11 protein-coding genes and 1 pseudogene are annotated in these 14,329 nt (G+C 59.4%); 5 read left to right on the top strand and 7 right to left on the bottom strand.

All coding sequences use genetic code 11. The features are described from left to right. Positions 1 to 53 precede the first annotated feature (53 nt). The 3 genes and pseudogenes from FHT76_RS17520 to FHT76_RS17510 form a co-directional block, all read left to right on the top strand. Positions 54 to 419 (top strand): annotated as a pseudogene (locus tag FHT76_RS17520) (AI-2E family transporter); the annotation flags it as partial. Positions 420 to 720: 301 nt separating this feature from the next. Further along, positions 721 to 972, top strand: coding sequence for a hypothetical protein (locus tag FHT76_RS17515; protein ID WP_183861904.1), 252 nt, complete (start codon positions 721 to 723; stop codon positions 970 to 972). 10 nt (positions 973 to 982) lie between these two features. Then, positions 983 to 2,122: a helix-turn-helix domain-containing protein gene (locus FHT76_RS17510; RefSeq protein ID WP_259127526.1), complete on the top strand. Its 1,140-nt coding sequence runs from the start codon at positions 983 to 985 to the stop codon at positions 2,120 to 2,122. A gap of 95 nt (positions 2,123 to 2,217) precedes the next feature. Here FHT76_RS17510 and gltS read toward each other — a convergent pair whose 3' ends face one another. The 5 genes from gltS to FHT76_RS17485 form a co-directional block, all read right to left on the bottom strand. After that, positions 2,218 to 3,423, bottom strand: coding sequence for a sodium/glutamate symporter (gene gltS / locus FHT76_RS17505; protein ID WP_183861906.1), 1,206 nt, complete (start codon positions 3,421 to 3,423; stop codon positions 2,218 to 2,220). A gap of 84 nt (positions 3,424 to 3,507) precedes the next feature. Continuing rightward, positions 3,508 to 5,343: an SLC13 family permease gene (locus FHT76_RS17500; RefSeq protein ID WP_183861908.1), complete on the bottom strand. Its 1,836-nt coding sequence runs from the start codon at positions 5,341 to 5,343 to the stop codon at positions 3,508 to 3,510. A gap of 112 nt (positions 5,344 to 5,455) precedes the next feature. After that, positions 5,456 to 6,658, bottom strand: a complete 1,203-nt coding sequence (locus FHT76_RS17495; RefSeq protein WP_405049271.1) for a M20/M25/M40 family metallo-hydrolase — start codon at positions 6,656 to 6,658, stop codon at positions 5,456 to 5,458. A gap of 43 nt (positions 6,659 to 6,701) precedes the next feature. After that, complete coding sequence (locus tag FHT76_RS17490; protein WP_183861912.1) at positions 6,702 to 8,249, bottom strand: AbgT family transporter; 1,548 nt, start codon at positions 8,247 to 8,249, stop codon at positions 6,702 to 6,704. A gap of 370 nt (positions 8,250 to 8,619) precedes the next feature. Next, positions 8,620 to 8,877, bottom strand: a complete 258-nt coding sequence (locus tag FHT76_RS17485) for a glycine zipper domain-containing protein (protein WP_183755391.1) — start codon at positions 8,875 to 8,877, stop codon at positions 8,620 to 8,622. Between the two features lie 457 nt (positions 8,878 to 9,334). Between FHT76_RS17485 and FHT76_RS17480 the strand changes: the two genes are divergently transcribed. Then, positions 9,335 to 10,015 (top strand): GntR family transcriptional regulator, encoded by a 681-nt coding sequence (locus FHT76_RS17480; protein ID WP_259185742.1) that lies wholly within the window; start codon positions 9,335 to 9,337, stop codon positions 10,013 to 10,015. A gap of 133 nt (positions 10,016 to 10,148) precedes the next feature. Here FHT76_RS17480 and FHT76_RS17475 read toward each other — a convergent pair whose 3' ends face one another. Together FHT76_RS17475 and FHT76_RS17470 are read right to left on the bottom strand one after the other, a co-directional pair. Continuing rightward, positions 10,149 to 11,633, bottom strand: coding sequence for an amidohydrolase family protein (locus FHT76_RS17475; protein ID WP_183861916.1), 1,485 nt, complete (start codon positions 11,631 to 11,633; stop codon positions 10,149 to 10,151). After that, positions 11,633 to 12,826, bottom strand: a complete 1,194-nt coding sequence (locus tag FHT76_RS17470) for an amidohydrolase family protein (RefSeq protein ID WP_183861918.1) — start codon at positions 12,824 to 12,826, stop codon at positions 11,633 to 11,635. The genes FHT76_RS17475 and FHT76_RS17470 overlap by 1 nt, the downstream gene beginning before the upstream one ends. A 475-nt stretch (positions 12,827 to 13,301) precedes the next feature. Here FHT76_RS17470 and FHT76_RS17465 point away from each other — a divergent pair, with 475 nt between their 5' ends. Then, positions 13,302 to 14,324: an amino acid ABC transporter substrate-binding protein gene (locus FHT76_RS17465; protein ID WP_183861920.1), complete on the top strand. Its 1,023-nt coding sequence runs from the start codon at positions 13,302 to 13,304 to the stop codon at positions 14,322 to 14,324. Positions 14,325 to 14,329: the final 5 nt, after the last annotated feature.

Raw genomic sequence — 14,329 nt, 5'->3', positions numbered from 1 at the left:
TGCAAAGGACAACCGCTGTCAGCTAGGCTGCAGTCGGTCGGTGGCGTATTTGCGAACTTGCCACTGCCTGGGGTGCAATCGCTTTCGCGCTCAACGACATCCCTTTCCTCGGGCCGTTTGCTGCAACCGCGCTTCCGACACTGTTTGCCATTGCCCAATTCGACAACCGGCAGACGGCAGTGCTCATTTTCGCGAGCCTGAACGTCATCCAATTCATCATCGGGAGCTATCTGGAGCCGCGGCTCAGCGGTGCCTCGCTTGCAATATCCCCTTCGCCATAATGTGGGGCACATCTGGGGCTTTCATCGGCTGCCCACCCGATCGCGTTCATTGTTTATAGCGCAGGCACGCCATCGGGAAAGTGGGTCGCAACGCTGCTGTCGGGCGGTTCCAACGCAGACATGGACCACGGACCGTGAAGCTGGATCTCCGGCGTGCACAGAGATGTGTTTAAAGCCATCTAAAACAACTTGGAAACGCTAAAAGCGACTTCCTCTGATGCTTGTGCATCTGACAGTTGAGAAAGGACGTCGACGGCGCTAGATTACGCTTGGGAGGAACATCGACTGCCATAGGCGGCTTTGCCGCAAGATAGGGACGAAGGCTGAAACCCAGCTTTCGCCGCGCGAAGTGCTCGCTTCAGTCGCTCGCAAACCAGTCCGCTTGCATCATTCAGACATCATCCGGCCCTCGCTCTTGGGCCCAAGAGGAGAGTTAAGAATGAATCGCATAAGTGTTCTCTCACGCATCCTGTCGAGCAGTGCATACCTGGCACAGAACTTCGAGCGCGAAACGATCGCCGCGATTTCGAGCGCTGGTTTTCGATGCAAACCCGTGACGCCAACCAGCGCCTCTCACGCCTGCGCGGGCGGCTTCGCCGCTAAGCCTGGCACGATACGTTGGAATGACGGCGGCAATATGGTTGCCGGGCAAGCGGCGCCTGGCGATTCCGTCTTGCCTACGGCCAACTGAGGGTGACGCGATGACGACAGAAGACGTCATGACTCCTGCCAGCTTGCACGAACGGCAACTGAACCACATGAGCTTTGTGAGCTCGGACTACGAGGCCGTTGATGCAGAGCCGGAGGAAGGTACGCCTTCGTTTTTATCTCCTTTTGAGTTCTCGACCGAGGGGCTCTCGCGGCCGGATCAGTTTGCGGCATGGCGCAATAGCTTCGCACCTATGCTTGAGCTTTCTGATACCGATCCAATGACGGCAAACTTTAGCGGCCGGCAGGAGCTTTGGGATCTTGGCAGTCTCGTCCTTGCCAGGATCAGCACTGACAGCCTCGCCTTTTCTAGCCTTCCAGGACATGTTCGGCGAGATCCGGTCGACCACTGGACCATGACAGTTCTGTTGTCCGGTCAAATAAGCACCAATGCGGCAAGGCACGAGTTTACCGCGGATCCGGGCGAGTTCCAGATCCATTCGCTTGGCCGTTCCTTCACCGGCGTCGTCGACAAAAGCGAGATGCTAATGCTGTTCGTGCCGCGGGATCTTTCTCTCGAAACGGCGGCCACCCTTGGCTCGGCCGAATTTTCGACACTCAGGTCAGGCATGGGACGACTGTTCTCGGACTATCTGATTGGCGTGAGTAATCGCCTGCCAACGCTGGTTCATGCCGACTTGCCTGGGCTGACCGCAGCGACACAGGCAATGATCCTTGCCTGCGTTTCGCCATCCGCAGACCATATCGAGGCCGCCGAAGGACCGATTGCCAATGTGCTTCTCGAAAGGGCGCGGCAGCTGGTGCGAAGCCGGTTGCTCGATCCGAAGCTCGGCAGTGAACTGATACGCCGAGAGCTCGGCATTTCGCGCACGCGTCTATATAACCTGTTTGAGCCTTTCGGCGGGGTGATGCACTACATCCAGCATCGTCGATTGCTCAGCGCCTACGCCGCTTTAACCGACCCCAACGATCGAAGGCTCATATTCCAGATTGCTGAAGAGCGTGGATTCAGCGACGGGGCCGAGTTTGGCCGCGCATTCAAGCGAGCGTTCGGCCACAGCCCGAGTGAAGTCCGGAATCGAAGCGGTGGCGGCATTCCGCTTTGCCCGGACCTTGAGGATTGCGCGTCCGAGGAAAGACTTGGTGTGCTACTGAGGAGGCTACAGGGATAGCTCCGGTGTGCGTGCTGACGGTCGAACACAAGGTCGTACGCATTTGTCAGAATCGGCGTCTCCGAGCGTTCTTGATGATCCGTGCTGGTAGGCCCTCACCGGACAAGAAAGCCAAGAGCGGCGGCGTTCGCAAGGTCGATAAAGAAAGCCGAAACGAGGGGCAGGATGATGAAGGCGATCGTTGCCGCGCCATGGATTTTGGTAACTGCGGTCATATTCGCGATCGCTGTGGGGGTCGCACCCAGCGAAATACCACAGAACCCGGCGGAAATGACCGCCGCTTCATAGTTGCGCCCCATGGCCGGAAACACCACAAAAAGTATATAGGCAATCGCAGCGATCGTCTGAATCGCCAGCACGATGACAAGCGCCAGACCGAGCCCACCTAATCCCCACAATTGCATGCTCATCAGCGACATCGCGAGAAACACGTTCAACGAGAGATCTGAGATAAGTGAGAGCGCGCGGCTGCGCGTTGGCCAAGGGAGGTTCGGTGCTATGGAGGGGATAGTGTTCGTCATCACAATAGCGACCAGCAAGCACACAACAAAGAGCGGAAGATTGATGCCGGCGTCCAGGATGATCTCATGGAGTGTGTATCCTATGAGGATAGCGATGTTCGTCACTAGGAGAGTGCGCAAGAGGCTGATGTAGCTGACCTCGTCATCGTGCGTGCTGGCAGCTGTTCGGGACACACCTATCGTAAGTTCTTCGTCTTTGCTTCCGCTCAGCCGATAACGGGTGATGAGGTACTGTGCGATCGGCCCGCCGATGAGACTGGCAATCACAAGACCAAGCGTGGCGCTGGCAATGCCAACCTCCAGTGCGCTCGTAAGCCCGAAACGATTGCTGATGATCGGAGCCCATGCAATGGTGGTGCCATGACCGCCGATCAGGGACGTCGACCCCAGTAATATCGCCATCCCTGGGGGAAGACCAAGCAGATTGCTGGCGCCGATGGCAATTGCGTTCTGGATGACCAGGAACACAAGCGTGATGGCAAGAAGGATCAGTAGTGGCTTTCCACCTGCCACCAGATCGGAAAGCCTGGCGTTAAGCCCGACGCCCGTGAAGAAGTAGAGAAGCAGCATGTCGCGTGCGGCAAGCGTAAAACTGATCTCGACGGAAAAGAATTCGTAGGCGGCAAGTGTCGCCAACGCCGCGAGAAGTCCGCCGGTGACTGCTTCCGGAATGCTCCACCGAGCTAGCATGGGAATGAAGCGATTGAGATTGGCACCAGCAAAAAAGACGAGAATTGCGATGGTAAAGGACAAAAGTCCCGGGACCTGTATCACCGACATGTGTCACCCTTACTGACATCCTGGCCTTGCCGCACTTGCAGTCGACTGTTGTTCCAGCGCGCCTCTGCCTGGATAACCGGCAGCTTAGAAGCGCCAGATTAGAGGGACGATGAACACTGACACGACGAAAAACCAGATCAGCAACGGCAATCCCAGTTTCCAGTAGTCGTTGAAGGCATAGCCCCCCGGGCCCATCACCATCAGGTTCGTCGGTGTTGCGATTGGCGTGAGGAAGGCGCCGGCGGCTGCAACGGCCGTGCTCATAAGGACGGGGCGCGGAGAAATGCCCATGGCGGTGGCCGCTGCGACGCCGATCGGGATGACAATCAATGCTGTTGCAGTGTTGGAGATGAGTTGCCCCATGATTGCCGTCAGAACAAACAGTCCGGCAAGCAGCGCAACCGGACCGGCGTCACCCACGAGATTCACCAGATGCTCCGCCATCAGCTTCGCCGCGCCTGTTTCTACCATTGCTGTCGAAAGCGGCATCATCGCGCCAACGAGGATGACGGTCGTCCAGCCCACAGCCCGATAGGCTTGTTCGACGCTCATGATCCCCGAAAGGATGATTGCTCCTGCAGCAAGTAAGCCAGCCACCGCCGGCGGCACGATACCAGTGGCAAGCAGCAGAACCATCGCAATCAGGATGATAACGGCCTGACGCGCGCCGGGACCCATCGGGACCGCTTGGCGTCGGACAAGCTCGGGCGAATTGACAACCAAAACGTCGGGATCGTTCAGGTGCACATCGAGCGCCTTCCACGTTCCCTGCAGCAGCATTGTGTCGCCTGCCTGCAGGACGATACCGCCCGCTTCCTTGGCGGCGCTGCCAGGCGATATTCCGGCGCCGGCGCGCTGGACAGCCAGAATGATCAGATCGCCGCTCTCGGTCACCATGCCGGGAAAAACTGCTTGGCCGATGAGGCCGGAGCGTGGCGGGATGACGACCTCTGCAAGGCCTGAGTTGCGATTGAACAAGGTCTCTTCACCCTGACCGTTCGCCTTGTCGTCGCGAAGGGCCAGGTGCATGTCGGCAGCGTAGGCCGCTGCAACGTCAGGTTCACCGCGCAAGATAAAATGATCGCCCTCAGCGATGGCAGACCTGCGCAGTGGACCGGCCGTCTCGCCCTCCTGAATGGCGACGAGTTGCAATCCCGGATGGCCCGAAAGATCGAACGCGCTCGCGGCTTTGCCGACATAGGGCGAGCTTGCACGCACTCGCATCTGGTAGATCCCGCTTGCAAGGCCGTATTGTTCTACCAGTGTCTTGGCATGGCGACTGAAATCGGCGGGCATAGTCGCGCCGTTACGCTCCGGAAGCAGCTGCTTTCCGAAGAGGATGATGATGGCCATGGTGCCTGCCAGGAGTGGGATGCCCGCAAGCGCAAATTCGAAGAAGCCGAACCCACCGACGCCTGCGTCGATGCCTGCTTCTGAAACCAGCACGTTGACCGGTGTTCCGGTCAGGGCCAGCATCGAGCCTGCATGTGCCGAAAACACCAGCGGCATGAGCAGCTGCGACGAACTGCGCCGAAGGCGGACAGCTATGACGACCACGACCGGCAGCAGGGCTGCGACAGCGCCATTGACGCTGATCAGCGCGGTCAGGAGCGATACAAGTGCCATGGTCAGGAGGAGAAGGCGTGTCCGGCTTTCCTCGCCGGCCCCGCGGATCAGCAGTTGTCCGGCCCAAGCGGTCACCCCGGTGACCTCGAGCCCGGAACTGACGACGAAAAGGGATGCGATGAAGATGACCGCTGGATCACCGAAACCGCCAAGGGCTTGTCCAAGCGTCAGGACACCACTCGCCCACAAGGCAAGTGCCGTCAGCATGGCGACGAAGACGACCGGCAGCTTGTTCCAGACGAACAGTACGACGGCAACGGCGATGATAGTCGCTGTGTATGCTATTGGACTCAATCGCCCTGCTCCCTCTTGCCTGCCCGAACCGTCCAAAATCAAGCCGGCCCCAGCGCAGGCGTTCATGAGCGCCGAGCGACTGCGGCCGACCAAATTAACCTTCCAGAACTCGTCAATCGTCGAGTGTCGCCATGAGTACACCCAAACGGCAGCCCTTCTCGTATTCCTTGAGGTTCACATATTCCTTGATCGTGTGGATCTCGGCTTGCCCGGCTCCGATGGTGATGGTTGGCACACCATGCTTGTCGAGCCAGTTGGCATCCAATCCCCCGTTCGAGAAGACATACACTGGCTCGATGTCAAGCATTTGCAAGGCCTTTGTCGCGCGCTTCACGATCGGCGTGTCCTTGCCCAACTCGAATGGCGGATAGGAGGGCTTGTGGCTGAATTTCACCTCTGCCTTGTCGCCCTGATAGTCGGTCACTTCGCTCTGCGCCTTCGCGAACGCCTCCTTGTAACCGTTGGCAATCTTCGTCGCGAAAGCAGCTTCCGGGCTGCGCGCTTCGCCCTTGATGAAGGCGTAGTCGGTTACGACGTTGGTCGCATCACCTGCGGGTTTGTTGTCCTTGCCACCGAAAATACCGACGTTGCTTGTGCCGCGACCATCCGGTTTGACCACTTTGCCGAACCAGCCGTTATGCTTTGCTTCCGCCAACGCCACGGCGCCAACCAGTGTCGCCGAAATACCCTTCTCTGGCGCAACGCCGGCATGCGACGCGCGACCTTTGATTTCGACTTCCCAGTTTTCCTGCCCGACAGCGCCGACAATGAGTTCTGAAGCCATCTGGCCATCGACATTGATGCACATTGCCGCGCCGTTGAGGTCAGCCGGGTTGAGTTCTCGTGCCCCATGCAGCCCACTCTCCTCGCGAACGGTAAACAGTAGGGTGATTGGCGGATGAGGCAGCTTATGCTTGATCAGCGTCTCGGCAACCACGACAAGGAGTGCCACCCCGGTTCGGGCATCGCCGCCAAGTGCCGTGGTCCCGTCGGACACGATGCGGTCGCCCTCGCGCTTTGGTTTGGCGCCCGCGCAAAGCGGCACGGTGTCCAGGTGGGTGGAAAAGAGAAGGCGTGGCCCGGGCCGCGTTCCCGGGATGTCCACGATCAGATTGCCCGTCTCCGTCGGCAGCGGAATACGCTTGTTGGCGTCATCGAAGCGAATAGCCGATTCCGGGACGCCGATCTTCTTCAAGGCGTCGCAGACGGCAAGGCCGATGTTCCTCTCAGACCCGGTGACACCCTCCACCGACAGGAAACGCATCAGATGGTCTTCAGCTGCGGCGACGTCGAGAGGAATTGAGATGTTGCTCATGATGTCCATCCGTTCGTTCGAGTATCTATTCGCTTGAGGATTGTCATAGGCCCCATGGCAGTCCGAGGGCCTTCCAGACCGCAAAGAGGCCGGTCCACAACACGAACATCAGCACCACATAGGGAAGCATCAGTGAGACGATCGTGCCGACACCTGCGGACTTGTCGTATTTCTGGGCAAAGCCGACGACGAGTGCGAAGTAGGCATTGAGTGGAGTGATCGCGTTCATTGGGGAATCGCCGACGCGATAGGCGGCAAGGACGGCTTCCGGTTCAACACCAAGCTTCATGAGAAGCGGGACGAAGACCGGAGCGAAGATTGCCCACTTGGCAATGGCGCCGGTTAGCAGCAGGTCGATAATCGCGACCACAACGATAAAGCCGATAAGCAGCGGCAGTGCGCCAATATTGGCTGCCTGCAACACGCCTGAAAGGCTGAGCGCCATGACGGTGCCGATGTTTGTATAGGTAAAATAGGCGACAAACTGGCTAAGAACGAAGAACAGGAAGATTGTGCCGCCCATGTTCTTGATCGACTTCTCGATCGCCGCGATGACCTCGGCCAGCGTTTTCAACGTTCCGGCGCCGATGCCATAGGTCCATCCTGTTACCAGGAAGATCAGCATGATGAGTGCAATCAGGCCGTTCATGAAGGGTGAGTTGCCGATGAGCTCGCCGGTATCGGGATTGCGCAGAGGCGCGCCGCTCGGGATGGTCAACAGCAGGAAAACAACCAGGAGACCGATAAGGCCGTATAGTGCGAACCGCAAGCCGCGTGATTCCTGCTCAGAAAGGGTGGCCCCTTGAGCCTGCACACCGCCTTCCGCCGCTGCCGGATCATACTCACCAAGCCTGGGCGCGATCATGCGATCGGTTATGAACGCTATCACCACGGTCAAAAACAGCACCGAGGCAATGGAAAACCAGACGTTTGATGCAAGACCGATTGAACGCGCTGGATCAACCAGATGCGCAGCGTCGTTGGTAAATTCAACGAGCACGGCATCGAGCGGCTTGATCAGCATGTTGACCGTGAAGGCACCAGCCACGGCGGCAAAACCAAGCGCAAGACCAGCCAACGGGTGCCGCCCGACTGCCATATAAGCCACACCGGCAAGCGGGATCAGCACCAGATAGCCGGCATCTGCCGCGATGCTTGCGAGGATACCGACGAAAGCCAGGATATAGGTCAGCGCCCAGCTCGGCGAGACAATGACGAGCTTGCGGATCAGCGCTGTGACGAGACCGGATTCTTCGGCCACGCCGGCACCGATCATGGCAGCGATCATCAATCCGACAGCCGTAAAACTCATGAAGTTGGGAATAAGGGACGAATATAGAAAGCGAATGCCCTCGACATTCAGCAAGCTTCGGATCGATGTCGACGCTTGCTCAATCTCGTGCGTGTCGGGATTGATGCGCTCATAGCTTACGGCCGCTCCGAAAGCGCCAAGTACGGCTGACAGGACGATGACGATGCCAATCAGGATCAGGAAAATGATCACAGGATGGGGAACCATGTTTCCCACTTTTTCGACGCCGTCCAGGAACCTCTGCATCGTGGTCTTTGATGCGGTATTGGCAGTGGCCATGTCTTGCCTCCAGTTGAACCGACGTATGTCGCACCCGATGGATGGTCAAATGAGCTTGCTAGGTGCGTTGCCTTAACAGTGGTCGGCCTGCGAAATGGCACGAATGGAGCGCTATGGATCAACCGCTTTGCACGTCGCCGGCAAGTGAACCCGTTGCTGCAACGACAAATATAATTTTATATTTCAATGCGTTAAACGCCATGCCTGCTCATTCACCAGAGCCGTTGCAGGAGCTAAAATCAGCGCGCTCTTTCGGTGACGGGAATGCCGCATATCGCAAAAATCCAGCCGGCGTCAGGATGGCCCGTGTTGAGAGAACGTGTTGGCCCCCATCGCCTGCTCACGCGAATGACACCGCCCGTCTTCATCGTTAGCGCGGGCAGGCTGCGATATAGCGCCGACCGTTGCGATCGCGAAACTCGCACTGGCCCGGACGACCGGCCACGTTTCCGATCACGGCGCCGGAGGCTCCACCGATCGCCGCGCCGACGGCCGCACCACGCACGTCGTTCGTGACGGCACCACCAACCACCGCACCAGTGGCGGCGCCGATACCCGCACCTTGTTGCGTCGGTGTGCAGCTCGCAAGCGCCAGGCCCGCCAACGAGAAAATCAGTAACCTCTTCATTAATCTCCCCTTTGCGACGTTTTACAAATCCGAAGACCGTAGGAGAAAGGCGTTGCTTGCAGTGACTATAGTGTGGCCAAGATGGCTGTGATCAGCATAGAATCCCAAAACCAAGCTCTGAGTTCAAATCTCTGGACAATGTGGCAAGGGCCGTCCGCCGGGGCGGAATGATCAGACTGTCCTCACACCCGCCTGGCAGCCCTCGATTACGGTCCACACCGCTTCACGTCGGCATGTTCATCCGCACAGGTCCAGTCCGCCGTGATGTCATGAGTCGCCTCAACAGACGGGCAGCTTGCCCTGAAGCCCGATAAGTCGACCTGCATCAAAGAACTCACTGCCTCTCCTCGACAATTTGCCCCGATATTGCTGACAATTATGCAACCAAAACACCAATTGCTACGGTTGACTTTCCCTGCGGCATCGAGCTTCTCTTACCCGAATGGGAGTGAATTTCGTGACCGAACAACCTGGCCCGTCTGCGCGACAAATTGTCGAGAAAGTCTGGCTATCTATCGCTGAGCGCAGGCTCCGCCCCGGTATTCAGCTCAAGGAAGAGCAACTGGCGGCGATTTTCAACGTCAGCCGCGCCCGCATCCGCCAGGCCCTCACGGTGCTTGAACGCGATGGTCTCGTCACGATCATTCCCAATCGGGGCGCGTTCGTCTCCAAGCCTTCGGTCGAGGAGGCCCGCGATGTCTTCTTCGTACGCCGCACGGTGGAGCGTTGCGTCGTCGAACGCCTGTGCCAGTCTGTCAACAAGACCGACCTCAGGCGGCTGCGCGACCATGTTGCCAAGGAACGGGCTGCCAATGCCGCGGACGTCACGAGCGACATCATCAAGCTCTCCGGTGGCTTCCACCTACTGCTAGCCGAAACCGTCGGCTCCGACTTCCTGTTCACGACGATGAGGGATCTGATCGCCCGCTCCTCGCTGATCACTGCTGTCTACCGCAACACGAACCGCCGCTTCAATTGCGGACCTGACGAGCACGAGGAGATCGTCGAGGCGATCGCCGCCAAGGATGCCGAGAAGGCCACTCACCTGATGGCCCATCACCTAGAGCACGTTGAATCAGAACTCGACCTGAGCGAAATCCGCGACCTTTCCCATGACCTGCGAGCAGCCCTTGCGTAGCTGTATCCTTAAGCAGATGTCGCCTCCTTGATAAACCCGATGCCGCCCGGGAGTTCACGGGGCGCGTTGTTTGTCGCGGTGACCCGGAAATTCTAGTTCGAGATAGCGGACGTCGATGACCGCCTACCGAACTTCACCCAAGGTCAGCGTCAACCGGATAGCTGGGAGCGAAGATCTCCGAGACCGGGGGATTGCTCCAGCTTCGTTCGGGATACTTGGCGATCAGCCCGTCATACTGCGCCTGCGCCTGTACCCGTGCCTTCTCCATGTCGAGGCCCGCAACCTTGCGGGACAGCATCGAGACGCGGCCGTCGACGAACACAGCGCGCGTCACCTTGCCCGAACCGCTGGTGACCAAAGTTGTAATAGGATCGATCGACGGCGCCATGATCACGTCGTCGAGATCGAAGACGGCGATATCGGCACGAGCGCCGGGGGACAGATGGCCGAGGTCCGTCCGGCCAAGCGCACGCGCGCCCCCAAGCGTCGCGGCATCGAAGAGATCGGCCGAGCGAAGCCGATCCGGCGCGCCATCGTTGATGCGGCCCGTGATCAACCCGACGAGCAGGTTCATCCACATGTCAGCAGGCGCCGTATCAGTGCCCATGGCGATGTTGATGCCACGTTTGCGGCAGGCCGAGAAGGAATTGAGCGTGCTCCCGCCGCGGCCCGAGACCAGCGGGCAATGAACGATGGAAACGCCGTTTTTCGCGTAGAGGGCAAGGTCCTCCTCCGTTGCATTGGTGGCGTGAGGCGCGATCAACCGGTCGCTCAAAAGGCCGGCCTTGGCAAGCCAGACAGGGGCGGTCGAGCCGTGCAGCATGCGAACCGTATCGACCTCCATGGCGCCTTGCGCCATGTGCAGGCGGAACTTGCAACCGAGTTCGCGGGCCGCAGCATCCGTGCGCTGGAGGAGTGCCAGGGTAGACGTCTCGACGCGGTCAGGCGCCAGCATTCCACGGACGAGATCGCCGTGACGACCGTTCTGCCGCTCGATGTAAGAGATAGCGTCCTTCAGGCCCTTCAAGCCGCGCTCCTCATCAAAGACCGGCACCATGCGCCCCGGTTCTTCCAGCACCATGCCGCCGGAGCGATAGGCGGGGCTGAGATAGACCCGGAGACCGAGTTCGCCGGCCGCATCAGCCGCCGCATCGAATTCGGCCACGGTCTCGCCCCACTCGCGGTAGAACAGCGAGGCGATCGGCGCTGCCGTCGTGATGCCGTTCAACAGCAACTGGCCAAAGGCGAAGCGCTTCTGGAAGGCCAGTTCGTCCTGGCTGTACATCTCATAGGGGCCGGCCTTGACATAGGAGCGCGGCCAGACGCGACCCTTGGCCCAGCCGGGATGATTGTCGATGGCGAGAATGGTCGTGTCGAGATCGGACAGTGCGTCGAGATCGATCAAGCCGGGGCTGATCAGTGCATTGCCGAAATCGATGCGCCGAGCCACTTCGCCAGGAAAGCGATGGCCGACGAAGAGAATTTCGTTGTTCTCGAATACCACTTCGCCATTGCGCAGCAGGCGGTGGGAGCCGTCCTGGTGGCCAACAACCCAGCTTGCGGTAAGAAGCGTACGGCCTTCGGGGCGGCGGCCGAGTTCCAGGGATGCTTTGTTCATCACGGCATCTCCACGATGGCCTTGCCCTTGCGGGCAACAACGCGGCCGTTCTTGACGACCAGTGGTCGGGGCGCGGTGTCGACGACGGCGTGCGCAAGTGTCTCCCCGGTCAGAAGCGTGAAATCGGCATTGCAGCCAACATCAAGGCCGTAACCGTCGATCCGCATGACGTCGGCGCCGCCCTTCGAAACGACGTTCAGAACATGGGCAAGCTCCTGGTCCGTGCGCAGTCCATTCTTCATGCCGATCACCTTTGCGCGGTCGAGCATGTCGGGCTGCCCCCACGGGCCCCAGGTATCGCGTATGCCGTCGCAGCCACCACCGACACGCACGCCCGCTTCCTTGAGCCGCATGATCGAGGGCACGTTGACGGACGGCGCACCGGTCGTCAGGATCGCAACGTCGAGACGGGCGATCTCTTCTATCAGTTTCCCGACCCTGACATAGTCATTCATGCCGAGCGCAAAGGCGTGGCTGATCGCCACCTTGCCTTCCATGCCGTTGGCGCGGATGCGTTCGAAGATCAGTTCCATGGTGAATGCGCCGAGATCTGCGGCTTCATGCAGGTGGATGTCGATCGGAACGCCGTGTCTCACGGCGAGTGCAAACAGGATGTCGAGTTGTCCCTTGGGATCGCGGTCGATCCCGCAGGGATCGATGCCACCCAGCACTTCGCAGCCCTGCCGCAGTGCCTCATCCAACAGATCCACCGTACCCGGCATGACCATGACGCCGGATTGCGGGAAGGCGACAATCTCGATATCGATGATGTCCCTCAGCGCGTCTCGCGTCCTCCACACCCCCTCAACCAGGGACAGCCCGTGCCTGGTGTCGATATCAACATGGCTGCGGATGTGGCTCGCGCCGTTCGCCGCAAGGCCGATCGCATGACGCATCGATTGCCGGTGTGCGTCGATGCCGATCTCCTGCCGGTTTTCTCTTTCGAAATCGATCCGCCCCTGCAGGATCGCGGGGCGATCGTTGACATGCCAGGGCATGCCCCAGGTCGTCTTGTCGAGATGGGTGTGGGCGTCGATCAGGCCCGGCACGACTATCGCGCCGTTGCCATCCTCCACGGCCATGCCGTCTTCTGGCCGATACGATCCAAGACCCGCGATCTTGCCATGCCTGATCAGGATGTCGCAGCTTTCGCCAGCCATCGGCCTGGCGTTGCGGAGTAAGAGATCGTGCATGGGGTACCTCCGTTTCGGCTTGTGCGCATCAGGTGGGCCAGTTGACAGGATGCGGCTCGGTCCGTTCGCTAAAGGGCGGACGGTTTTATCAATGACTTCAGGTTGGGAGAAAGCCCACACGGAAGGCTGGTCCAGCTCGTTTGCAGCCAGTCCAAGCCGCAACGCCTTGCTACACTGGCAGGGCGAATGCTCCTCCGCGAGCAACCACGTCCCTTGCTCCCGCGTCGGCTATTAAGGCAGCCTTCGAAGCTATGTCAACGCAAATTGTCTACAATATTTTACTGAGCCAAAGACTGTGGCTACGCTCCACAGGCTTGCAGGCCGCGCGTTTCACGGCAGTCAGAGCTTCCCCGATCAAAGGACAGGCCATACGTTGTCAACGCAAATAATGTATTGTAGACAATATTGGAGGCATTATCGTACCCAAGGCGAAGAGGAGTTGCCGACGATAACGCCGCAATCACGGGAGGATTGAATGAAAGGACTAACTCTGGCCGGCTGCCTCAGCGCAGTTCTCGGCGTACTGGCCACCGCTGCGATCGCCAATGCCGACACACTCGACACGGTGAAGCAGCGCGGCAAGCTGATCTGCGGCGTGTCGCTCGCGACGCCGGGTTTTGCGGCACCCAACGACCAAGGGCGCATGGAGGGCTTCGACGCCGACATCTGCCGGGCGATCGCGGCAGCAGCCTTGGGAGATGGTGACAAGGTCGAATATGTTCCGACCAACATCAACACCCGCTTCCAGGCCCTGCAGTCCGGCGAGATCGACGTTCTCTCACGCCAGACGACGCAGACCTACAGCCGCGAAGCCTCCCTCGGCCTCGATTTCGCACCAGTCGTCTTCTATGACGGTCAGGGTCTCATGGTGCCAAAGTCGCTCGGCGTCACCAGCGCCGCAGAGCTGAAGGACGCCGCAATCTGCACGCTGCCGGGCACGACGACGGCGCAGAACCTCAGCGATTTCTTCGGCAAGCTGGGCTCCAAGTTCGAGCTCGTCGTTTTCGAAAGCCCGGATGAAAACCGCGCTGCCTTCTTCAGCGGACGTTGCGACGCAATCTCCTCGGACCGATCTGACCTTGCCTCGATCCGCGCTGTCTCCAACAAGCCGGACGATTATGTCGTCCTGCCTGAGACGATCTCGAAGGAGCCGCTCGCACCAGCCGTTCGCCAAAACGATTCCAACTGGCGCGACGTCGTGTCCTGGTCCGTCTGGATGCTGATGGCGGCAGAGGAAAAGGGCATCACGAAGGCCAATGTCGATGAAAAGCTGAAGAGCGACGACCAGGAGATCCAGCGTATGCTTGGTGTTACCGACAATCTGGGTGAGATGCTGAAGCTCGACGACAAGTGGGCTTACAACATCATCAAGTCTGTCGGTAATTACGGCGAAGTCTTCGACCGCGCCCTTGGGGAAAACACCCGCCTCGCCATGACGCGCGGCCCGAACGCGCCCTGGAATTCCGGTGGCCTGCTCTACGCTCCACCGTTCCGTTGAGACAA

It is taken from the genome of Rhizobium sp. BK176 (genome assembly GCF_024808055.1).
The sequence above is the reverse complement of the archived record's forward strand: the minus strand, read 5'-3'. Positions and strand labels throughout refer to the sequence as shown.